Origin of the sequence: Pseudomonas sp. HR96 (assembly GCF_034059295.1) — a bacterium.
Taxonomy (GTDB): Bacteria; Pseudomonadota; Gammaproteobacteria; order Pseudomonadales; family Pseudomonadaceae; genus Aquipseudomonas.
In genome coordinates, this window is the sequence record NZ_CP139141.1 from 1852072 (window position 1) to 1872361 (window position 20290).

Below are 20290 nucleotides of genomic sequence, written 5' to 3' on the forward strand. Positions count from 1 at the left end.
TGCAGAAGAGGGCGCGCGGGTTGGCGAAGTTCAGGTGCGATTGTCGCAGGCAGCCGTTTCGAACCCGCGCGATCTGGCCGGGTCCTCTGATCAAGGAGGGCAAAACCATGAAGAAATCGGAAATCACGGCGCGCGAGTTGGGCCTCGACCCGGCCAGTCACCACGAACCCGACCTGTTCGCCTGGCTGATCGCCAGTTTTCTGTTCGGCAAGCGCATCCAGCAGGACATCGCCAAGGCGGCGTTCGAGGTGATAGTGCGCAAGCACCAGGTCGACAGCGTGGCCAAAATGGCCAGCTGCAGCCACCGCCAACTGGTGGCCATGCTCGGCGAGGGGCGTTACGCGCGCTATGACGAATCCACCGCCACGCGCCTGGCGGCCTTGGGCCAAGGGCTGCAGCGGGAGTATCACGGCAAGGTCGGCGAGCTGCTCAGGCACAGCACCGACCGGGCCGACTGCGCCCGGCGGCTGCAGGCGTATGCCGGCATCGGGCCGAAGACGGCGCAGATCTTCTTGCGTGAGGCTTGGCCGGACTAGTCAGCTGGCGCTTGGGTCACCGTGACCGACTTGCTCGTCGTATTGCCCCCGATATGCCTGGTCGCCTTGCCCTTGAGCTTGTCGAACGAGCGCATGCCGGCGATGCCCAGCATGCCGGCCGTCAACGAATACAGCTGCGAAGCGTCCAGATGCACTGCAGGGTGGCCCGGAAACAGCCAGACCAGCAGCGGGTCGAGCACAAATTGGTAGCCCAGCCCCGCCGCGCAGACCCAGCCGATCGCCGGTCGCCAGCCGGCGACGAACCAATCCGGATTGGCCGCTTCGATCTTGTTGATCTCGACCTGGGCCAAGTCGCGCTGCTGGGCGGCCTTGTCCAGCTCGATCCGCCAGTCGGCCTGCTCGGCCGGGCTGTCGACGAATTTCTCGACGGCGTTGACCACCGTGTTTTTTCCGCCATCCCCGGCCGCCAGGGCGTTGCTGACGACGCTCATCATGCTGCTCCCAGGGCGCGGTTGAGCCAGCCCAGCAGGAACCTGTCCTGCGAGCGATTGCGGTTGCACAGGCCGACGTAGCGCATGACCTTGGCCAGGGTGTAGTCGGTCAGAAAGGTCTCCACCACGCATCGATTGATGGCCGTCAGCGTCGTCGGCGACATGCAGCCGTCGACAGGATGCTCACCCAGGGTGACCTGGGCCAACTTCACCGCGCGGCTGACACCCATGTTTACCGCCGTATCGAACAGGTTCTCGGCAATGGCCTGGGAGAGGATGCTGTTGCCACAGAGCGGGTCCCAGTAATCGCGCTGGTAAATGGCGGTGGCTTGTTGTTCGGTCAGGTTCCTGATGTCCAGCGACGGGTAGGCGCGCTTGGAGATGCCGTACCGGGTCGCGCCGCCGGCATCGCCCGGGGTTTCGGTGTAGCGGGCGCCGCCCTCGCGGGCCAGGGTCTTGGGGATTGCTTCGTCGAAGTTCGCCATGTTTTTGTACTCCAAAGCCGATACGGCATGCTCCTGCCGCGGGTACTGAGAAGTGTGGGTTCGTTATCTGGCTAGCGCTGAGCACCACCCCTGCGATGACCATCGAGGAGGCAGCGGGCCGAGCACGCTGTACAACGAACGTCGAAGCGATCAACGTGGGAGGGGCCTTGGATGAGCAAGCTAGTACAGGCGCAGAGAACCCGCCACGTCCATTGACAAATTGGCGGGTTGTGACTGGAGGATACGGTCTAGCCTTGTCATCGCCTCCAGTGCTTTGCTGGTGCATCCATTGACTGACCGACTGGCCGACTGGTGTACCCAGCGTGCCGGCTTCGTGAAATGTCCCGAACTATCACCCGTGACCATGATGTAATCGTTCAGATGAACACACTATCGAACTATTGCAGCAGTTTGGCGTTTGCGCTCTTTCTGCTCGCCCCCCTGGCCCAGGCCCAATCCACCGCCTATGGCAACGGCGCCGCCAGTTGCGCCTTGTTCGTCACCGCCGTCGAGGCCTCGCGCCAGGGCGATCGCAGTGTCGACAGCTACATGCAGTGGTTCAGCGGCTATGCGAGCCTGGCCAGCGCGCAGACCGGCATCGATTACTTCGACGGTACCGACAACCCGCGCATGCAGCACTGGCTGGAAACCTGGTGCCGGGCGCACCCGCTGGGCATGTTCGACGAGGCGGCTGCCGAGTTGATGGGTGAGTTGGGGCGCCACCAACTCGGCGAGTGAGGCTAGCGGCTCTGGCCTACCGGCAGGCCGTTGTAGTGGCGCACCAGGTCGTCGACCTCGCCGGACATTTTCATCCGCAACAGGGTGCGCAGCACGCGCTGCACGGGCACCGCCGGGTCATTGCGCACGTAGCAACCCAGTTGCAGGTCCTGGATCTCGGCCACTTCATGCAATTGTTGGGCGGGGGGCAACTGGTGGTTGAGCCAGTTGACGGTCAGTTCGTTGCTGGCCGCATAGCGATAACGGTGAGCCAGGAGTTTTTCCAGCACCTGATACTGGTTGCGTGCGTCGTCGCGTTGCAGCAGCCCTTTATCGAAGCCCGGCTGCAGTATCGGATAGATGAAACCCAGCACGGTACCGATCTTTTCGTCCTTGAGCCGGCTGATGTCCACCGGCGCGTCGTCGCCGACCTGGGCGACGAGGATGTCGCGCTGCTGCATCACCGGGATGCTCCAGATGTAGTCGCCGGACAGGTTCGGCAGCCATGACTGGGCGGCGTAGCAGCGCACGTCGATCTGGCCGTTTTCCATCGCCGCCTGCAGGCGCTTGCGCGGGATGACGTAGAACTCGGCGGGCACGCCCACCTGGCGCGCCAGGCTGCTCATCAGGTCATAAAGGATGCCGCCGTGCGCCTGACCGTCGTCGACCTGCACCAGTGGCATGGTCCAGCTCTGCGCGATGGAAAAACGCAGCGCCGGTTCGGCGGCCAGTGCGCAGCTTGTCAACAGCAGTGCCAGAGCACTTGAAGCTAGTCGCATGCAGTGCCTCTCAGGCCTGTGGAACCGCTGATCACCGGCGCGCGCCAATATAGCGGTGCCACCGGATGCAATTTTTCCCCTGCTCCGCTACGATTAGCGGTCTTCCGCTTCCCAGTTGCGACGGTTTTTCATGAGTTATCAGGTTCTTGCACGAAAATGGCGTCCGCGCTCGTTCCGCGAAATGATCGGCCAGACCCATGTGCTCAAGGCCCTGATCAACGCGCTGGACAACCAGCGCCTGCACCACGCCTATCTGTTCACCGGCACCCGCGGTGTCGGCAAGACCACTATCGCGCGTATTATCGCCAAGTGCGTGAATTGTGAAACCGGTATCACCTCGACGCCCTGTGGTGTCTGCTCGGTGTGCACGGAGATCGACGAGGGCCGCTTCGTCGACCTGATCGAAATCGACGCCGCCAGCCGCACCAAGGTCGAAGACACCCGCGAGCTGCTCGACAACGTGCAGTACGCGCCGAGCCGCGGGCGCTTCAAGGTCTACCTGATCGACGAAGTGCACATGCTTTCCACTCATTCGTTCAACGCCCTGTTGAAGACTCTGGAAGAGCCGCCGCCCTACGTCAAATTTATCCTCGCCACCACCGACCCACAGAAGCTGCCGGCGACCATCCTCTCGCGTTGCCTGCAGTTCTCGCTGAAGAACATGACACCCGAGCGTGTGGTCGAACATCTGACCAACGTCCTGACCGTCGAGAACGTGCCGTTCGAGGACGATGCCCTGTGGCTGCTCGGGCGTGCGGCGGACGGCTCCATGCGCGACGCCATGAGCCTGACCGACCAGGCCATTGCCTTCGGCGAGGGCAAGGTGCAGGCCGCCGATGTGCGCGCCATGCTCGGCACCCTCGATCATGGCCAGGTATACGGCGTGCTGCAGGCCTTGCTCGAAGGCGATGCCAGAGGTCTGCTCGAAGCCATCCGCCACTTGGCCGAGCAGGGGCCGGACTGGAACGGCGTGCTGGCCGAGATGCTCAACGTGCTGCACCGCGTGGCGGTGGCTCAGGCGCTGCCCGAGGCGGTAGACAACGGCCAGGGCGATCGCGACCGGGTGCTGGCCGTGGCCCAGGCGCTGCCGGCTGAAGATGTGCAGTTCTACTACCAGATGGGCCTGATCGGCCGTCGCGACCTGCCGTTGGCGCCGGACCCACGCAGCGGCTTCGAAATGGTCATGCTGCGCATGCTGGCATTTCGCCCCGCTGACGCCGAGGACGCCCCGAGGCAGACACTAAAGACAGTGGGGATCAGCCAGGCCACAGCTGATTCCACCCCCACCGTGGCGGCGCCAGTGGCGCCCATCGAGCCTGAACCTGTGGCAGCGCCTGGCGCCGTGCCGGCGCCGGTTGCGCCCACTGCAAACGAGGCAGAAGGGGCCCCGGCCAAGGCGGTGCAGGCGCCCGACCTGCCGTGGAATCCGTTGCCGGTGGTCGAGCCTGAACCTGCGCCCGAACCCGCTGCGCTCGCCCAGGCCATTCCCGAGCCGATTCTGGACACCGTTGCCGAGCAGCCCGAGCTGACGCCCATGCCCACGCCGGTGCCGGCCAGCGCCGTGCCGGATGCACCCGAGGTCGAGCCGCAAGTGCTTGAAACGGTCGTCGAGCTGGGCCCTGGTGCCCTGGCCGATCCCGTGCCGCCGGGCCACCCTGGCGATTTTGCTCCCGCCGGCATGGACCGCGACGACGAGCCGCCGCTGGACGAAGACTATTACGAACCGGACCTCGACGTTGGTGCTGCCTACAGCTACCTCGACGAGCTGGCCAGCGAGGCCACCCCTGCGCTCGTCGCCGAGCCCGAGGTATTGCCGGCCGCCGCGCCGGCCACGGGGCTTGCCCTGCAATGGCTGGAACTGTTCCCGAAGCTGCCCATCTCCGGCATGACCGGCAGCATCGCCGCCAACTGCACCTTGATGGCAGTGGACGGCGACCAGTGGCTGCTGCACCTGGACCCGGCCCACAGCGCGCTGTTCAATGCCACCCAGCAGCGGCGACTCAACGACGCCCTGAATCAGTACCATGGCCGCACCCTGAGCCTGCGCATCGAGCTGATCCGCCCCGAGCAGGAGACCCCGGCCCAGGCTGCGGCGCGCTTGCGTGCCGAGCGTCAGAAGGACGCCGAGGCGTCTATTCACGCTGACCCTTTTGTCCTACAAATGATGCAACAGTTTGGCGCGGTCATTCGTGACGACACGATTGAACCAGTCGATACCATGGCCAGCCCAACCCCATAACCGAGACGGGCGCCCGCCACACCTGGCGGGTCCCGGTGCAAGACCAATCAACCGATGAGGTGATCCCCATGATGAAAGGTGGCATGGCCGGCCTGATGAAGCAGGCTCAGCAAATGCAGGAAAAGATGGCCAAGGCCCAGGAAGAACTGGCCAATGCCGAAGTGACCGGGCAATCGGGTGCCGGCCTGGTCAGCATCGTCATGACCGGTCGTCATGATGTCAAGCGCGTGACCCTGGACGACAGCCTGATGCAGGAAGACAAGGACGTACTCGAAGACCTGATCGCCGCTGCCGTCAACGACGCAGTGCGCAAGATCGAGGCCTCGAGCCAGGACAAGATGTCCGGCATGACCGCCGGCATGCAGCTGCCGCCGGGCTTCAAGATGCCTTTCTAAGGGGCACTTGCTGCACCACGGACCGGGCCTCGTGCCCGGTTTTTTGTCCGCCGCGTATGCCGTCCGGCTGCCTTGACGCCACCGGGGGGCGGGCGTATAAACCGCGTTCTCGTCGTTAGCCAGGCCTATAAACATGAGCTTCAGCCCCCTGATCCGCCAACTGATCGACGCCCTGCGCATCCTGCCGGGCGTGGGCCAGAAAACCGCCCAGCGCATGGCCTTGCAGTTGCTCGAGCGCGACCGCAGTGGCGGCAGCCGCCTGGCGCAGGCGCTGGGGCAGGCGATGGAGGGGGTCGGCCATTGCCGCCTGTGTCGCACCCTGACCGAAGAAGAACTGTGCCCGCAGTGCGCCGACACGCGCCGCGATGACACCCTGCTGTGCGTGGTCGAAGGCCCGATGGATGTCTACGCGGTGGAGCAGACCGGCTACCGCGGCCGCTACTTCGTGCTCAAGGGCCACCTGTCGCCGCTCGATGGCCTGGGTCCGGAGGCCATCGGCATCCCGCAACTGATGGCGCGCATCGAGGAGCAGGCCAGCTTTGCCGAAGTCATCCTGGCCACCAACCCGACGGTCGAAGGCGAAGCCACCGCCCACTACATCGCCCAGCTGCTGGCCAGCAAAGGCCTGGTCGCCTCGCGCATCGCCCACGGCGTACCGCTGGGGGGCGAGCTGGAACTGGTTGACGGCGGCACCTTGGCGCACTCGTTTGCCGGACGCAAGCCGATAGCGCTTTGAAGGTGACGGGCCTTGCCCCTGTGGGACCGAGCTTGCTCGGTCGTACAGGTCAGGGCTCTGTGGGACCGAGCTTGCTCGGCAAGCGGACAGCCGCGATCCGACGATAGGACGCGTGGGCGCCTGCGTCAGTCAATACTCGCTCAACGAAAACTGCGTCAACGTGAATGCCGGGATACCCATGTCCTGCAAACGGCGCGAGCCGCCCAGTTCCGGCAGGTCGATGATCGCGGCGGCTTCGTAGACACGGGCGCCCATGCGCCGGGCCAGGTTGGCGGCGGCGATCAGAGTGCCACCGGTGGCGATCAGATCGTCGAACAGCACCATGGCGTCGCCGTCGCAGAGGCTGTCGGCGTGCACTTCCAGGAACGCTTCGCCGTATTCGGTCTGGTAGCCCTCGCTGAGCACGTCGGCTGGCAGCTTGCCTTGTTTGCGGAACAGGATCAGCGGCTTGTTCAGTTCGTGGGCGACGATGGAGCCGATCAGAAAACCACGGGCGTCCATGGCACCGATGTGGCTGAAGTCGGCGTCGATGTAGCGGTGCACGAAGCTGTCCACCACCAGACGCAGGGCTTTGGGCGACTGGAACAGGGGAGTGATGTCGCGAAATATCACCCCCGGCTTGGGAAAGTCCAGCACGGGGCGGATCAGGGATTTGAAGCTGGGTTCGTCGAAGACCATTCGCGAAGTGTCCTGGCAGGCTGTTGAATGGCCAGCATTATAGCCGAGCGCACGCCCTAGCCGTCATCAGCCGTCCAGCGAGCCGCCGGCCAGGGTGCACAAGGCCTCGGGCTGCAGGATGTGCACTTCCTTGCCCACGGCGGCGATCAACTGCGTCTCCTGCAGCCGGGTGAACACCCGCGACACGGTCTCCACGGCCAGGCCGAGGAAGTTGCCGATGTCGTTGCGCGACATGTTCAGGCGAAACTGCAGCGGCGAAAAGCCGCGGGCGCGAAAGCGCGACGACAGGTTGACCAGAAAGCTGGCGATGCGCTCATCGGCGGTCTTTTTCGACAGCAGCAACATCATCTGCTGGTCATCGCGGATCTCCCGGCTCATCACCCGCATCAATTGCCGACGCAACGCTGGCAGCTGGGCGGCCAGCTCGTCGAGGCGCTCGAAAGGAATCTCGCAGACCGTGGTGGTTTCCAGCGCCTGGGCCGACACCGGGCAGGTCTCGGTGTCCAGCCCGGACAGCCCGACCAGCTCGCTGGGCAGATGAAAACCGGTGATCTGCTCTTCGCCGGAACTGCTGACCTTGAAGGTTTTCAGGGCCCCAGAGCGGACCGCGTACACCGAGGCGAACGGATCGCCCTGGCGAAACAGCAACTCGCCTTTGCGCAGCGGCCGGCCGCGCTTGATGATGTTGTCCACCGCGTCCATGTCCTCCAGTTGCAGGGACAAGGGCAGGCACAAGGTGGCGAGGCTGCAATCCTTGCAGTGGATCTGATGGCTGGTACGGGCTTTGAGTAGCTCGGACATCGCGTCGTGCTCCTGGCAATCTTTGGCCGTGCCGGGACGGCCTTGAACATATTGCCGGGCAGCTTAACCTGTCCCAGCTCAATGCTGCGCAGTGTAGGCACGCCGTTCACCGCAAATATTGACCTGGGTCAATGTCCCATCGAAGCGTGATCCATTTCAGCGTGACCCATTGCATTGTGATCCATGGCCGCGTGGTCCATCGAAGCATGCCCCATCGAGCCATGCCCCATCAGCCACTGCTGGTGCGGCCCCGGCAGCGTCCACAGGCCGAACAGGATGACCAGCAGCCCGCCTGCCTGGCGCACGCCACGCCGGCGCAGCAGGGCGGTCGTGCGCTCGGCGGCCAGGCCGATGGCCAGCAGCACCGGCCAGGTGCCGACGCCGAAGCCGAGCATCAGCGCCGCGCTGTGCCAGGCATTGCCCTGGCTCGCCGCCCACAGCAGGGTGCTGTAGACCAGCCCGCATGGCAGCCAGCCCCAGACCGCGCCCAGCAGCAGGGCGCGCGGCAGGCTGGACACCGGCAGCAGGCGCCGCGCCAGTGGTTGCAGGTGTTTCCATAGACCGCGGCCCAGCGCTTCGATGCGCGTCAGCCCGCTCCACCAGCCGGCCAGGTACAGGCCCATGGCGATCAACAGCAGCGCCGCGACGACCCGCAGCAGCATGGCCGCCGGGCTGTTGGCCAGGGCCCAGCCGAGGCTGCCGAGCAGCAGCCCGGCCACGGCGTAGCTGGCGATGCGGCCCAGGTTGTAGGCCAGCAGCAGGCGCAGCCGGCGCGCGCGCTGCTCGGCCGGGATGGCCAGGGTCAGCGCGCCCATCAGGCCGCCGCACATGCCCAGGCAGTGGCCGCCGCCCAGTAGCCCGAGGATCAGCGCCGAGGCCAGCAGGGGCAGTAGTTCAGTCATGCTTGTGTTCGTCGCCCTGGCCGGAGCCGGCCAGGTGGTCGGGGTCCTGGTCGTCGAACAGGATGCTGTGGGCCGGGCTGTCGAGGTCTTCGTACTGGCCGCCGTCCACGGCCCAGAAAAAGATGTAGAGGGCGACGCCGACGATCAGCATCGCCGCAGGAATCATGATGTACAGCGCAGGCATCAGCCGGCCTCCTTGATACGGGTCAGGCGCAGGGCGTTGAGCACCACGGTCAACGAGCTGAGCGACATGCCCAGGGCCGCCCACACCGGTGTAACCCAGCCCAGTGCCGCGAAGGGCAGCATAAGCCCGTTGTACAGGCTGGCCCAGAGCAGGTTCTGCCAGATCACCCGGCGCGTGCGCGCGGCGACGTCCAGGGCCTGGACCAGTGCACCGAGGCGGTTGCACAGCAACACCGCGTCGGCGCCGACCCGCGCCAGGTCGCTGGCCGAGCCCATGGCCACGCTGATGTCGGCGGCCGCCAGCACCGGTACGTCGTTGACCCCGTCGCCGATCATCAGCACCTTGCGGCCCTGGCCTTGCAGGTCGCGCAGCACGGCCAGCTTGTCAGCGGCGCCCAGGCCGCCGCGGGCGTCGTCGATGCCCAGTGCGCCGGCCACCAGGCCGACCTGCGCGGAGCGGTCGCCGGACAACAACAGGGTGCGCCAGCCACGGGCGCGGCAGCATTCGAGCAACTGCAGGGCATCGTTGCGCAGCGGGTCGTCGAGCACCAGCCACGCCAGCGCACCTTGGGTATCACCCAGCAGCAGCCATTGGCCAGTCTCGTCGGGCGCCAGCGGTGGCGCCATGCCGCTCAGGCCGGCGACGAAGCCGGGTTCGCCGATGCGCAGCCGGCGTCCGTCGACCCACCCCTCCAGGCCCAGACCGGGCACGTTGAGCACGGCTTCGGCGGTAGCACTTGACTGGCCAAAGGCCCGGGCGATCGGGTGTTCGCTGCGGTTCTCCAGCGCCGCAGCGAGCATCAGGCAGTCGTCGCTCGCCAGCCCGCCCAGGGGCTGCACGGCCCGCAGGCTGAGGCGGCCTTCGGTGAGGGTGCCGGTCTTGTCGAAAATCACCGTGTCGATCTGCTGCAGGCCCTCCAGCACGTGCCCGCGGGTCAGCAGCACACCTAGCCGATGCAGGCTGCCGGTGGCGACGGTGAGCGCGGTGGGGGTGGCCAGCGACAGCGCGCAGGGGCAGGTGGCCACGAGCATGGCCAGCACCACCCAGAAGGCCCGGGCCGGCTCCAGTTGCCACCACAGCAGGCCGACGCCGGCCGCCAGCAGCAACGACACCAGCACGAAGACCTGCGCGGCGCGGTCGGCCAGGCGGGCCAGGCGTGGTTTGTCGGCCTGGGCGCGTTCGAGCAGGCGGACGATGGCCGACAGTCGTGTGTCATGGCCCAGGGCCAGAGCCTGTACGGTGAGCGGGCCTTCCACATTGAGGGTGCCGGCAGTGACCGCATCGCCAGGGCCGCGCGGCAGCGGCAGGTATTCGCCGGTGAGCAGCGATTCGTCGACGCTGGACAGGCCGCTGACGATGCGTCCGTCGACGCTGATCACCGCGCCGGGGGGCACCAGCACCTGTTCGCCCAGCTGCAGTTCGCTGAGCAGGATGCGTTCGCTGCGGCCATCGGCCGCCAGGCGCAGGCACGACATCGGCAGCACGCTGACCAGCTGCGCGGTGGCCTGGGCGGTGCGTTCGCGCGCGCGGCGCTCCAGATAACGGCCGGCCAGCAGGAAGAGCGCGAACATGCCCACCGCGTCGAAATACAGCTCGCCCTGGCCGCTGATGGCGGTCCAGATGCCGGCACCGTAGGCCAGGCTGATCGCCAGCGACACCGAGACGTCCATGGTCAGCTGGCGCTGGCGCAGGTCGCGGGCAGCGCCCTTGAAAAAGGATCGGCAACTGTAGAAGACGATGGGCGTGGTCAGCAGCATCGCCACCCAGCGCAGGATCACGTGCAGTTGGGGGCTGAGGTCGAGGTTGAATTGCGGCCAGGTGGCCATGGTCGCCATCATCGCCTGGAACCACAGCAACCCTGCCACGCCCAGTTCGCGCAGGGCGCGGCGGTTGTCGTCGGCCTGCTGCACGGCGGCGCGGTCGGCCTGCCAGGGGTGGGCGGCGTAGCCGATCTGGCGCAGTTCGCCGAGCAGCTGGCTGAGGGCCAGGGCCGGCAGCTGCCAACGCACCAGCAGGCGATGGTTGGACAGGTTCAGGCGCGCCTCGGCCACCGCCGGCAGGCCGCGCAAGTGTTTCTCGATCAGCCAGCCGCAGGCGGCGCAACTGATGCCCTCGACCATCAGGGTGATTTCGCTGAGGTCGTCCTGGCGGTGCAGGAAAGGGCCTTGCACGTCGCCACGGTCATACAGCGCCAGCTCGTCAGGCAGCTGCAGCGGCAGTTCCTGGGGGTTGTGCGAGGCCTGGCTGCGGTGCTGGTAATAGTGCTCCAGGTGGCCAGCGACGATGGCTTCGGCCACCGCCTGGCAACCCGGGCAGCAGAAGTCACGGATTTGCCCTAGCACCGGCGCACGGTAGCGCTGGCCGGCGGGAACCGGCAGCGCGCAGTGGTAGCAGGGCAGGGGCGGGGTCAGGTTCACGGGTTCTGCTCGGCTTGCAGCGGCTCGTCGCCCAGTTCCAGTGGCCTATCGTGGGTAACCTGTTCTTCCTCGAACAGGCGCCAGGTCTGGCCGTCCTGCTGGCCGAGCAACTCGACGAAGCGGCGACCCTCGACGATGTCCACCAGGTTGCCGACGTAGCGCCCCGGCTCGGCCGGGCTGCGCTGCAGGGTGACCTTGCGGTCGCGCTCGGGCTGGGTCGGCGACACCAGGTTGAGCTCCAGTGTATCGGGTTGGCTGCGCCCGCGCAGGCGCAGGTCGACCTCGCCGGTCAGCTCGTCCAGGCGCACGGTGGCGCGGGCGTCGAGGGTGTGGGCGAGCTGTTCGCGGTCCAGCGAGCGGTTGATGCCTTTGCCGGCCTCGTAATAGTTGTCGCTGACCAGGTTGTCGGGGTGTTGCACGGCGATGGTGACCATGGCCAGGGTCAAGGTCACCGAGGTGGCAAGCACGCCAATGATGATCCAGGGCCAGAGGTGCTGGTACCAGGGGCTGGTGGCGGTGGCGGCAGGCACGGTGCGATCTCCTCAGCGAAGGGTAGGGCCGGTGAAGCGGCTGGTGGCGTCGATGCTGTGGTCGGCGCCCGGGTGGTCGGCGTCGGTCAGGGTGAACACGATGGCTTGTGCAGCGCTGGGCGCCTGGTCGACGGACAGCTGCACCACCAGCGTGGCGATCTCGCCGGCGCCGACCTGCACTTGTCGCGCGCCTTGCCAGTGCAAACCCGCCAGGCCGCTGGCAGCCAGCTGGTAGCGGTGGGCGCGCTGGTCCTTATTGATGACCTTGAGGGTGTAGACGTTTTCCACTCGCCCGGCGCTGTCGAGCCGATAGAGCATGCGGTCCTTGCTGACGTCCAGCGCGGCAAGCGGGCGCAGGGTGAAGGCGGTGCTCAGCACGCCGAGCATCACCAGCAGCACCGCCGCATAGCCGAGCAGGCGCGGGCGCAACGTCTGGCTGGGCTGGCCGGCCAGCGCGCGCTCGGTGGTGTAGGCAATCAGCCCGCGCGGATAGTCCATCTTGTCCATGATGCTGTCGCAGGCGTCGACACAGGCGGCGCAGCCGATGCATTCGATCTGCAAACCGTCGCGAATGTCGATGCCGGTGGGGCAGACCTGCACGCACATCGTGCAGTCGATGCAGTCGCCCAGCCCGCCGGCACCGCGCTCGGCCTCCTTGCGTCGGGCGCCGCGCTGTTCGCCACGGGCGGCGTCATAGGAAACGATCAGCGTGTCGCGGTCGAACATCACGCTCTGGAAGCGCGCATAGGGACACATGTGGATGCACACCTGCTCGCGCAGCCAGCCGGCGTTGCCATAGGTGGCGACGGTCAGCAGGCCGACCCAGACGTAGGCCCAGGCGTCGGCCTGGCCGCTGAAGAACTCCACGGCAAGGGCGCGGATAGGCGTGAAGTAGCCGACGAAGGTCAGCGCCGTGGCCAGCGCCAGCAGCAGCCAGAGGCTGTGCTTGGCGCACTTGCGCACGATCTTGGTGAGGCTCCAGGGTGCCTGGTCGAGCTTGATGCGCTGGTTGCGGTCGCCTTCGATGACCTTCTCGCACCACATGAACATCCAGGTCCACACGCTTTGCGGGCAGCTGTAGCCACACCACACGCGCCCGGCGTAGACGGTGATGAAGAACAGGCCGAAGGCCGCGACGATCAGCAGCCCAGACAGCAGGATGAAATCCTGCGGCCAGAAGGTGGCGCCGAAGATATGGAACTTGCGCGATGGCAGGTCCCACCATACCGCCTGGCGCCCGTCGACCGTCAGCCAGGCGGTGCTGAAATAGATGAACAGCAGCACGGCGCCGCCGATCCTGCGCACGTTGCGAAACAGCCCGGTGAAGGCCCGGGTGTAGATCTGCCGACGTGGGGCGTACAGCTCGACGGTCAGGTCGGTGTGCGGGATCAGCTCGCTCATGTCATTTCACATCCGGGCTGCCTTCGCCATGGGACAGGCTGTAGACGTAGGCCGCCAGCAGGTGCACGCGGTCGTTGCCTTGCAGCTGCGCCTGGGCCGGCATCACGCCCTGGCGGCCATAGCGGATGGTCTGCTGCAGCTGGGCGAAGCTGGCACCGTAGATGAAGCCGTCGGCGTGGGTCAGGTTGGGCGCGCCGAGCATCGGGTTGCCCTGCCCGTTGGCACCGTGGCAGGCCACGCAGGTGCTGGCGAACAGCTTGGCACCGTTGCCCGGGTCAGCCTTGATGCCGTCGGGCAGGGCGCGGTTGTTCAGGCCCTTGATGACGTACGCCGAGACGTCGGCCACGCCCTGCTCGCCGATCACCGCCGTCCAGCCGGGCATGACCGCGTGGCGGCCGTTCAAGATGGTGGCCTTGATGCTGGCCGGGTCGCCGCCCCAGCGCCAGTCGGCGTCGGTCAGGTTAGGGTAGCCGAACTGGCCGCGGGCGTCGGCGCCGTGGCACACCGAGCAGTTGGAGGCGAACAGCCGGCCGCCCATTTGCAGCGCCTGCGGGTCCTTGGCCACCTCTTCGATGGGCATGGCCGCGAACTTGGCGAAGATCGGCCCGTACTGCTGCTCGGCCCGGTGCATTTCCTTTTCCCACTCATGCACGGCGCTCCAGCCGGTCTGGCCGTTGGCGAACTGGGTCTTCTTCTCGGCGTCGAGGTAGTCATAGCCGGGCAGCAGGCCCTTCCAGTTGCCCAGGCCCGGGTACAGCGCCAGGTAGCCGAGGGCGAAGACGATGGTGGCGATGAACAGCCAAAACCACCAGCGCGGCAGCGGGTTGTCGTATTCCTCGATGCCGTCGTAGGCGTGGCCCACGGTCTGCTCGGTGGTTTCCTGGCGCTGCCCGCGACGGGTCGAAAACAGCAGCCAGAGCATCGCCACCAGCGTGCCCAGGGTCAAAACAGTGACGTACAGACTCCAGAAGGTGCTCATTGCTCAGGGCCTTTTTCTTGTTTTTTTTGTGCGTTCAGCTTGGCCAGCGCCTCGGGGTCGTCGGCAAAAGGCAGCAGGTTGGCTTCATCGAAGTCCTGCTTGCGCCGGCCGCTGAACACCCAGATCGCCAGGCCGACGAAGGCCAGGAACACCAGCAAGGTGCCCAGACCGCGAATGGTTCCTGCGTCCATGAATGAAGTGTCCATCGTCGTTCACCGCTTGCTTTTGATCAGAGTGCCCAGCCCTTGCAGGTAGGCGACCAGGGCGTCCATCTCGGTCTTGCCCTTGACGGCTGCGGCCGCTCCGGCAATGTCGGCGTCGGTGTAGGGCACGCCCAGCGAACGCAGGACCTGAAGCTTTCTGGCCGTCAGCGTGCTGTCGATCGGCGTGCTGACCAGGAAGGGGTAGGCCGGCATGATCGACTCTGGCACCACGTCGCGCGGGTTGATCAGGTGGGCGCGATGCCAGTCGTCCGAGTAGCGCCCGCCGACCCGCGCCAGGTCCGGCCCGGTGCGCTTGGAGCCCCACAGGAACGGGTGGTCCCAGACGCTTTCGCCGGCCACCGAGTAGTGCCCGTAGCGCTCGGTTTCGGCGCGAAACGGGCGGATCATCTGCGAGTGACAGCCGACGCAGCCGTTGGCGATGAACACGTCGCGGCCTTCGACTTCAAGGGCCGGGCGCGGCTTCATGCCGACGATAGGCTTGTTGGTGACGTCCTCGAAAAACAGCGGGACGATCTGTGTCAGGCCGCCGATGGCCACGGCCACGACCATCAGCAGGGCCATCAGGCCGAGGTTCTTTTCGATGATTTCGTGTTTCATCAATGCGCTCCCACGACGGCGATCTGTGCAGCGGCTTCAGCCTGTTCGGCACTGGCGCCCCGGACCGTGCGCCATACGTTGTAGGCCATCACCAGCATGCCGCTGGCGTAGATCAGCCCGCCGGTCATGCGCACGATGTAGCCCGGGCCGCTGGCTTGCAGCGCTTCGACGAAGGAATAGGTGAGGGTACCGTCCTCGTTGATGGCCCGCCACATCAGGCCCTGGGTGATGCCGTTGACCCACATGGCGCAGATGTAGAGCACGGTGCCCACGGTGGCCAGCCAGAAGTGCAGGTTGATCAGCTTGATGCTGTGCATGTGGTCGCGACCCCAGATGCGCGGGATCATGTGGTACATCGAGCCGATGGTGATCATCGCCACCCAGCCCAGGGCGCCGGCGTGTACGTGGCCGATGGTCCAGTCGGTATAGTGCGACAGCGAGTTGACTGTCTTGATGGCCATCATTGGCCCCTCGAAGGTCGACATGCCGTAGAAGGCCAGCGACAGCACCAGAAAGCGCAGGATCGGGTCGGTGCGCAGTTTGTGCCAGGCGCCGGTGAGGGTCATCATGCCGTTGATCATGCCGCCCCAGCTCGGTACCAGCAGGATGATCGACATCACCATGCCCAGCGATTGCGCCCAGTCAGGCAGGGCGGTGTAGTGCAGGTGGTGCGGGCCGGCCCAGATGTACAGGGTGATCAGCGCCCAGAAGTGCACGATCGACAGGCGGTAGGAGTACACCGGGCGCTCGGCCTGCTTGGGCACGAAGTAGTACATCATGCCCAGAAAACCGGTGGTCAGGAAAAAGCCCACGGCGTTGTGGCCGTACCACCATTGGATCATGGCGTCGGTGGCGCCGGCATAGGCCGAGTAGGACTTGGTCACGCTGACCGGCAACGACACGTGGTTGACGATGTGCAGCAGCAGGGTCACCACGATGAACGCGCCGTAGAACCAGTTGGCCACGTAGATATGCCGGGTGCGCCGGCGCATGATAGTGCCGAAGAACACCATGGCATAGGCGACCCAGACCACGGCCAGCAGGATCGCGATCGGCCATTCCAGTTCGGCGTATTCCTTGGTGGTGGTATAGCCCAGTGGCAGGCTGATCAGCGCGCCGACGATCACCGCCTGCCAGCCCCAGAAGGTGAAGGCGGCCAGGTCGTCGTTGATCAGGCGCACCTGGCACGTGCGCTGGACCACGTAATACGAGGTGCCGAACAGCGCGCAGCCGCCGAAGGCGAAGATCACCAGGTTGGTGTGCAACGGGCGCAGCCGCCCGAAGGTGGTCCAGGGCAGGTCGAAGTTCAATTGCGGCCAGACCAGTTGCGAGGCGATCAAGACGCCCACGGCCATGCCGACGATGCCCCACACCACTGTCATGATGGCGAACTGGCGCACCACCTTATAGTTGTAGGCAGTCGGACTGATTGCTGTGCTCATGCTAGTGTCCACGGTTCGGATGTTGTTGTTTTCTTCAGGCAGGATGGCCAGATCGAAATTGGCCAGGCAGCGCGCGATCATAGGCGCGGTGCCAGTATCCTTGTCAAGAAAAAGCTGACCAAACGGTCAGCAATCGAAATGTGCAATTGCCTTATGATAAGCGACAAACCCTTGATCCAGAGCGCTTGCACTGTGACATCAAGTTGCCATTGATGCGCGTTCGCAACTCGCTCACCAGCCGTTCATCCGGAGCCCAGAGACCCTCATGAAAAAAACCTCCAGCGACGTTTCGCCCAGTGCAGTGGTCGATCCCCAGTGGGCCCAGCGGGTCGCCGACAATGGCTGGCTGTGGAACCCCGCCCCAGCGCGCAGCGACGGCAGCGAGCCGCCTTGCCTGATCCTCTCCCATGGTGCCGGAGCGCCGATGGACAGCCCCTTCATGCAGCGCATGGCGCAGTTGCTGGCGGCAGGCGGCGTGAGTGTACTGCGCTTCGAGTTCCCGTACATGGCGCTGCGCCGAGCCCAGGGTGGCAGGCGACCGCCTGACCGTCAGCCGGTGTTGCTGGAGAGCTGGCGCCAGGTGTACAGCCTGGTGCGCCCACTGGTGGGCGGCAGGCTGGCGATCGGCGGCAAGTCGATGGGCGGGCGTATGGCCAGCCTGGTGGCCGACGAGCTGGGCGCCGATGCCCTGGTGTGCCTGGGCTACCCCTTCTACGCCGCCGGCAAGCCGGAAAAGCCGCGAGTCGAGCACCTGGCCGAGCTGGCGACGCCCACCGTGATCGTGCAGGGCGAGCGTGACGCCTTGGGCAACAGCGCAGCGGTCGGCGAGTACCTGTTGAGCGAGCAGATCGAGCTGTTCTGGCTGGCGGCCGCCGATCACGATCTCAAACCGCTCAAGAGCAGCGGTCATACCCATGACGATCATCTGCAGACGGCGGCCGACCGGGTCAGCGCGTTCCTCGCCTGAGAGGCCGGCGGGCGGCTGCCCACCTGTTAACGCCATGTAGTACAAGACTGACGGAAAATTCCTACAGCCTACGCCCCGATCCCCTGATTTGCCTCCCTGCGGCAGGCGCGGATGATGCCCCGCGCGCCAATGCCCATCCGTGATCGAGGTAATCCCTGCATGTCCATTCTTCGCCCCCGCCATGTCCCCGCCGCCCTCGCGCTCGCCATCAGCCAGGTGCTCTGGCTGGCCAGCCATGCCCACGCCCGAGACCAGCCGGTGCTGGCTGAAAACGGCGCCCGTGTCGATGCCCATGACCTGTTCATCGCCACCGTCGGCAACAACCAGATGGCCATCACGGCACGCAGCGGGGGGCAGGTGGACGCCCGCGACAATGATGTGGCGACCTCCGGCAATGCCTCGATGGGGGTGTACGTACACGACGCCGGCAGCCAGTTCACTTCGCAAGGGCGCTTGAACATCTTCTCCTCGGGCAACAACGCCTCGGCGGTGATGGTCGAGCAGCAAGGCACGGCCTCGATCGAAGTGCTGCAGGCGGTCACCACCGGCGATGGCTCCTACGGCCTGCACGTGTTGAGCGGTGGGCAGGTCGATCTGCAGGGCGGCGCGATCACCACCTATGGTGGCACCAGCTACGGCTTGATGAGCCAAGGCGGCGGGTCTTCGATCAGCGCGAGCAATCTGTCGGTCGAGACCTTCGGCGCACGCGCCACTGCCGTACACGTCAACGACAACTCCTCGACCCGCCTCACCGACGTTACGCTGGCCACCGAGGGCGCGCAGGCGCGCGGTGTCTATGTGATCGGCCGTGACGCCGGCTTCGAGGCCGAGCGTCTGCAGGTCACCACCCGTGGCGACGGCGCCGCCGGGGTCTACGCGCTGGCCACCGATCGGACGCTGTCGCTGCGCGATTTCAGCATCACCACCCAGGGCGCCAACAGCCACGGGGTACAGATCGACCAGTCCCACGCCCAGCTTGAAGGCGGGCGCATCCATGTCGAGAACGGCTACGGCCTGTGGGCCGGCGGCCGCGATGCCGCAGGGCAGGGGGCTTCCATCATTGGCCGCGACCTGACCATCAGCGGCAGTGGTGTGGCGGCGATCGTGGGCGCCCGGGTCAACCTGGCGCAAAGCAGCATCACCACCACGCGAGACGGCGCTGCGGCGCTGGTGGTCAGCCGCGATGGGCAGATCGACCTGGACGGCGTGCGGGTGCACACCGAGGGTGACGACGCGCCGGTGGCGCGCCTGGCCGGCGGCATCATCAACGCGCGCAACACTTACCTGCGGGCCGACAATGGCCTGGCCTTGCACGCCACCACCGCTGACAACACCTTCAGCCTGGACAACGGCGAGCTGCACGGCAGTGTGCTGGTGGACGACGGCGCAACGCTCGACCTGACCTTGAACGGCTCGCTGCTCGACGGCCATGTCGAGAACCTCTCGAGCCTGCAGGTGCTGGCCGGCTCGCAGTGGAACATGGACGCCAGCAGTGACGTCGGCGCGCTGCACCTGGACGGCGGCCTGATCACCTTCGGCAACCCGCAGCAGTTCTATACCTTGACTGCCGGCGAGCTGACCGGCAACGGCATTTTCGAGCTGAGCCTAAACATGCAGGAGCGCATGATCGACTTCCTCGATATCACCGGGCAGGCCAGCGGTGACCATCTGGTGCGAATCCAGAACAGCGGTGCGGAGCCCGAGCCCGACTTCGACCCCCTGCACGTGATACGTACCGGGGGCGGCGATGCGCACTTCGGCCTGCTCGGTGCCCGGGTCGATCTGGGGGCGTTTTCCTACGACCTGGAGCGTAGCGACGATGACTGGTTTCTCTCCAATCAACGCGGCGGCGTCAGCCCCTCGACCCGCACCGTGCAGGCGCTGTTCAACACCGCGCCGAGCATCTGGTACGGCGAGCTGAGCACCCTGCGCAGCCGCATGGGCGAGGTGCGCGGCAGCGGCCAGGGCGGGGCGTGGATGCGCAGCTATGGCAACCAGTACAACGTCGACACCGGTGGCGGCCTGGGTTATCGGCAGCGGCAGATGGGCCTGTCGCTGGGGGTCGATACCGTCGCCCGCAGTGCCGACAGCCAGTGGCTGGTGGGGGTGCTCGGCGGTTACAGCCATTCGGACCTGAGCCTGTCGCGCGGTTCCAGCGGCCAGGTCGACAGTTACTACCTGGGCGCCTACGGCACCTGGCTGGCCGACAGCGGCTGGTATGCCGACGCGCTGGTCAAGGCCAACCAGTTCCAGAACCAGGCCGACGTGCGCATGAGCGACGGCGCCCGCGCCCGCGGCGACTATGTCAGCCACGGTCTTGGCGCCTCGCTGGAGCTGGGCAGGCACATCAAGCTGGGCGAGGAGCTGTTCGTCGAGCCGTTCACCCAGTGGTCCGGCCTGCTGGTCGGTGGCCGCCAGTTCGAACTCGACAACGGCCTGCGTGCGCAGAACGCCAGCACCGGCTCGCTGCTCGGCAAGGCTGGCGCGACCCTGGGCCGTACCCATCAGCTGGCCCAGGGCGGCATCGTCCAGCCGTACCTGAAGGCGGCGCTGGCCCATGAGTTCGCCCGTGGCAACGGGGTCAAGGTCAACGGCCATCGCTTCAAGAACGACCTGGCAGGCAGCCGTGGCGAGCTGGGCGCCGGGGTGGCGGTGGCGATGTCGTCGAACCTGCAGCTGCACGGGCATGTGGATTACATGGGCGGCGAGCAGATCGAGCAGCCGTGGGGGGTGAATGTGGGGATGCGCTATGCGTTCGATTGATTCAGAACGAGCCTGATACCGGGTCGCCTGCATCGCGAGCAAGCTTGGCTCTGCCCAGGCCGATGG

21 protein-coding genes are annotated in these 20290 nt (G+C 66.1%); 7 read left to right on the plus strand and 14 right to left on the minus strand.

Annotated elements, in window-relative coordinates; translation table 11 throughout:
* The first annotated feature begins 107 nt into the window (after nucleotides 1-107).
* The gene (locus tag SFA35_RS08695) at nucleotides 108-536 is read left to right on the plus strand and encodes a DNA methylase (RefSeq protein WP_320577303.1); all 429 of its coding nucleotides are present in this window, start codon (nucleotides 108-110) and stop codon (nucleotides 534-536) included.
* Here the strand turns inward: SFA35_RS08695 and SFA35_RS08700 are convergent.
* Nucleotides 533-988: a 3TM-type holin gene (locus SFA35_RS08700; RefSeq protein WP_320577306.1), complete on the minus strand. Its 456-nt coding sequence runs from the start codon at nucleotides 986-988 to the stop codon at nucleotides 533-535. The genes SFA35_RS08695 and SFA35_RS08700 overlap by 4 nt on opposite strands.
* Nucleotides 988-1473: a glycoside hydrolase family 108 protein gene (locus tag SFA35_RS08705; RefSeq protein WP_320577308.1), complete on the minus strand. Its 486-nt coding sequence runs from the start codon at nucleotides 1471-1473 to the stop codon at nucleotides 988-990. The genes SFA35_RS08700 and SFA35_RS08705 overlap by 1 nt, the downstream gene beginning before the upstream one ends.
* A gap of 381 nt (nucleotides 1474-1854) precedes the next feature.
* Here SFA35_RS08705 and SFA35_RS08710 point away from each other — a divergent pair, with 381 nt between their 5' ends.
* Nucleotides 1855-2211: a hypothetical protein gene (locus SFA35_RS08710; RefSeq protein WP_320577310.1), complete on the plus strand. Its 357-nt coding sequence runs from the start codon at nucleotides 1855-1857 to the stop codon at nucleotides 2209-2211.
* 2 nt (nucleotides 2212-2213) lie between these two features.
* Here SFA35_RS08710 and SFA35_RS08715 read toward each other — a convergent pair whose 3' ends face one another.
* Nucleotides 2214-2969, minus strand: a complete 756-nt coding sequence (locus SFA35_RS08715) for a substrate-binding periplasmic protein (RefSeq protein ID WP_320577312.1) — start codon at nucleotides 2967-2969, stop codon at nucleotides 2214-2216.
* A 130-nt stretch (nucleotides 2970-3099) separates the two neighbouring features.
* Here SFA35_RS08715 and dnaX point away from each other — a divergent pair, with 130 nt between their 5' ends.
* The 3 genes from dnaX (at nucleotide 3100) to recR (ending at nucleotide 6339) form a co-directional block, all read left to right on the plus strand.
* The gene (gene dnaX / locus SFA35_RS08720) at nucleotides 3100-5208 is read left to right on the plus strand and encodes a DNA polymerase III subunit gamma/tau (protein ID WP_320577314.1); all 2109 of its coding nucleotides are present in this window, start codon (nucleotides 3100-3102) and stop codon (nucleotides 5206-5208) included.
* A gap of 68 nt (nucleotides 5209-5276) precedes the next feature.
* Nucleotides 5277-5603 (plus strand): YbaB/EbfC family nucleoid-associated protein, encoded by a 327-nt coding sequence (locus tag SFA35_RS08725; protein WP_320578918.1) that lies wholly within the window; start codon nucleotides 5277-5279, stop codon nucleotides 5601-5603.
* Between the two features lie 133 nt (nucleotides 5604-5736).
* The gene (gene recR, locus SFA35_RS08730; protein ID WP_320577316.1) at nucleotides 5737-6339 is read left to right on the plus strand and encodes a recombination mediator RecR; all 603 of its coding nucleotides are present in this window, start codon (nucleotides 5737-5739) and stop codon (nucleotides 6337-6339) included.
* Between the two features lie 129 nt (nucleotides 6340-6468).
* On the opposite strand, the gene SFA35_RS08735 is transcribed toward recR, so the two are convergent.
* From SFA35_RS08735 to ccoN, 11 genes are all read right to left on the minus strand, one after another.
* On the minus strand, nucleotides 6469-7017 hold the full coding sequence (locus SFA35_RS08735) for an adenine phosphoribosyltransferase (RefSeq protein ID WP_320577322.1): 549 nt from the start codon (nucleotides 7015-7017) through the stop codon (nucleotides 6469-6471).
* A 66-nt stretch (nucleotides 7018-7083) separates the two neighbouring features.
* Nucleotides 7084-7818 (minus strand): fumarate/nitrate reduction transcriptional regulator Fnr, encoded by a 735-nt coding sequence (gene fnr / locus SFA35_RS08740; RefSeq protein WP_320577325.1) that lies wholly within the window; start codon nucleotides 7816-7818, stop codon nucleotides 7084-7086.
* 128 nt (nucleotides 7819-7946) lie between these two features.
* Nucleotides 7947-8720: a sulfite exporter TauE/SafE family protein gene (locus SFA35_RS08745; protein WP_320577327.1), complete on the minus strand. Its 774-nt coding sequence runs from the start codon at nucleotides 8718-8720 to the stop codon at nucleotides 7947-7949.
* The gene (gene ccoS / locus SFA35_RS08750) at nucleotides 8713-8904 is read right to left on the minus strand and encodes a cbb3-type cytochrome oxidase assembly protein CcoS (protein WP_320577329.1); all 192 of its coding nucleotides are present in this window, start codon (nucleotides 8902-8904) and stop codon (nucleotides 8713-8715) included. The genes SFA35_RS08745 and ccoS overlap by 8 nt, the downstream gene beginning before the upstream one ends.
* Nucleotides 8904-11315: a heavy metal translocating P-type ATPase gene (locus SFA35_RS08755; protein WP_320578920.1), complete on the minus strand. Its 2412-nt coding sequence runs from the start codon at nucleotides 11313-11315 to the stop codon at nucleotides 8904-8906. The genes ccoS and SFA35_RS08755 overlap by 1 nt, the downstream gene beginning before the upstream one ends.
* Nucleotides 11316-11317: 2 nt before the next feature.
* The gene (locus SFA35_RS08760; RefSeq protein ID WP_320577331.1) at nucleotides 11318-11851 is read right to left on the minus strand and encodes a FixH family protein; all 534 of its coding nucleotides are present in this window, start codon (nucleotides 11849-11851) and stop codon (nucleotides 11318-11320) included.
* A gap of 12 nt (nucleotides 11852-11863) precedes the next feature.
* Nucleotides 11864-13252 (minus strand): cytochrome c oxidase accessory protein CcoG, encoded by a 1389-nt coding sequence (ccoG, locus tag SFA35_RS08765; protein WP_320577333.1) that lies wholly within the window; start codon nucleotides 13250-13252, stop codon nucleotides 11864-11866.
* 1 nt (nucleotide 13253) lies between these two features.
* Nucleotides 13254-14231 carry a cytochrome-c oxidase, cbb3-type subunit III gene (gene ccoP, locus SFA35_RS08770; protein ID WP_320577335.1) on the minus strand — a complete coding sequence of 326 codons (978 nt, stop codon included), beginning with the start codon at nucleotides 14229-14231 and terminating at the stop codon, nucleotides 13254-13256.
* The gene (locus SFA35_RS08775; protein ID WP_320577337.1) at nucleotides 14228-14422 is read right to left on the minus strand and encodes a cbb3-type cytochrome c oxidase subunit 3; all 195 of its coding nucleotides are present in this window, start codon (nucleotides 14420-14422) and stop codon (nucleotides 14228-14230) included. The genes ccoP and SFA35_RS08775 overlap by 4 nt, the downstream gene beginning before the upstream one ends.
* Before the next feature lie 21 nt (nucleotides 14423-14443).
* On the minus strand, nucleotides 14444-15052 hold the full coding sequence (gene ccoO / locus SFA35_RS08780; RefSeq protein WP_320577340.1) for a cytochrome-c oxidase, cbb3-type subunit II: 609 nt from the start codon (nucleotides 15050-15052) through the stop codon (nucleotides 14444-14446).
* The gene (gene ccoN / locus SFA35_RS08785; protein WP_320577342.1) at nucleotides 15052-16494 is read right to left on the minus strand and encodes a cytochrome-c oxidase, cbb3-type subunit I; all 1443 of its coding nucleotides are present in this window, start codon (nucleotides 16492-16494) and stop codon (nucleotides 15052-15054) included. Before ccoN ends, ccoO begins: the two co-directional genes overlap by 1 nt.
* Before the next feature lie 265 nt (nucleotides 16495-16759).
* Between ccoN and SFA35_RS08790 the strand changes: the two genes are divergently transcribed.
* A complete protein-coding gene (locus SFA35_RS08790) occupies nucleotides 16760-17461 on the plus strand; it encodes an alpha/beta family hydrolase (protein ID WP_320577344.1) in 702 nt (233 codons plus the stop codon).
* A gap of 159 nt (nucleotides 17462-17620) precedes the next feature.
* Nucleotides 17621-20224, plus strand: a complete 2604-nt coding sequence (locus tag SFA35_RS08795; protein ID WP_320577346.1) for an autotransporter outer membrane beta-barrel domain-containing protein — start codon at nucleotides 17621-17623, stop codon at nucleotides 20222-20224.
* Nucleotides 20225-20290: the final 66 nt, after the last annotated feature.

Bases quoted from the DNA above. Each gene is read 5' to 3' on its own strand.
- SFA35_RS08695 (WP_320577303.1), top strand. From the start codon at position 108: ATGAAGAAATCGGAAATCACGGCGCGCGAGTTGGGCCTCGACCCGGCC.
- SFA35_RS08700 (WP_320577306.1), bottom strand. From the start codon at position 988: ATGAGCGTCGTCAGCAACGCCCTGGCGGCCGGGGATGGCGGAAAAAAC.
- SFA35_RS08705 (WP_320577308.1), bottom strand. From the start codon at position 1,473: ATGGCGAACTTCGACGAAGCAATCCCCAAGACCCTGGCCCGCGAGGGC.
- SFA35_RS08710 (WP_320577310.1), top strand. From the start codon at position 1,855: ATGAACACACTATCGAACTATTGCAGCAGTTTGGCGTTTGCGCTCTTT.
- SFA35_RS08715 (WP_320577312.1), bottom strand. From the start codon at position 2,969: ATGCGACTAGCTTCAAGTGCTCTGGCACTGCTGTTGACAAGCTGCGCA.
- dnaX (WP_320577314.1), top strand. From the start codon at position 3,100: ATGAGTTATCAGGTTCTTGCACGAAAATGGCGTCCGCGCTCGTTCCGC.
- SFA35_RS08725 (WP_320578918.1), top strand. From the start codon at position 5,277: ATGATGAAAGGTGGCATGGCCGGCCTGATGAAGCAGGCTCAGCAAATG.
- recR (WP_320577316.1), top strand. From the start codon at position 5,737: ATGAGCTTCAGCCCCCTGATCCGCCAACTGATCGACGCCCTGCGCATC.
- SFA35_RS08735 (WP_320577322.1), bottom strand. From the start codon at position 7,017: ATGGTCTTCGACGAACCCAGCTTCAAATCCCTGATCCGCCCCGTGCTG.
- fnr (WP_320577325.1), bottom strand. From the start codon at position 7,818: ATGTCCGAGCTACTCAAAGCCCGTACCAGCCATCAGATCCACTGCAAG.
- SFA35_RS08745 (WP_320577327.1), bottom strand. From the start codon at position 8,720: ATGACTGAACTACTGCCCCTGCTGGCCTCGGCGCTGATCCTCGGGCTA.
- ccoS (WP_320577329.1), bottom strand. From the start codon at position 8,904: ATGCCTGCGCTGTACATCATGATTCCTGCGGCGATGCTGATCGTCGGC.
- ccoG (WP_320577333.1), bottom strand. From the start codon at position 13,252: ATGAGCGAGCTGATCCCGCACACCGACCTGACCGTCGAGCTGTACGCC.
- ccoP (WP_320577335.1), bottom strand. From the start codon at position 14,231: ATGAGCACCTTCTGGAGTCTGTACGTCACTGTTTTGACCCTGGGCACG.
- SFA35_RS08775 (WP_320577337.1), bottom strand. From the start codon at position 14,422: ATGGACGCAGGAACCATTCGCGGTCTGGGCACCTTGCTGGTGTTCCTG.
- ccoO (WP_320577340.1), bottom strand. From the start codon at position 15,052: ATGAAACACGAAATCATCGAAAAGAACCTCGGCCTGATGGCCCTGCTG.
- ccoN (WP_320577342.1), bottom strand. From the start codon at position 16,494: ATGAGCACAGCAATCAGTCCGACTGCCTACAACTATAAGGTGGTGCGC.
- SFA35_RS08790 (WP_320577344.1), top strand. From the start codon at position 16,760: ATGAAAAAAACCTCCAGCGACGTTTCGCCCAGTGCAGTGGTCGATCCC.
- SFA35_RS08795 (WP_320577346.1), top strand. From the start codon at position 17,621: ATGTCCATTCTTCGCCCCCGCCATGTCCCCGCCGCCCTCGCGCTCGCC.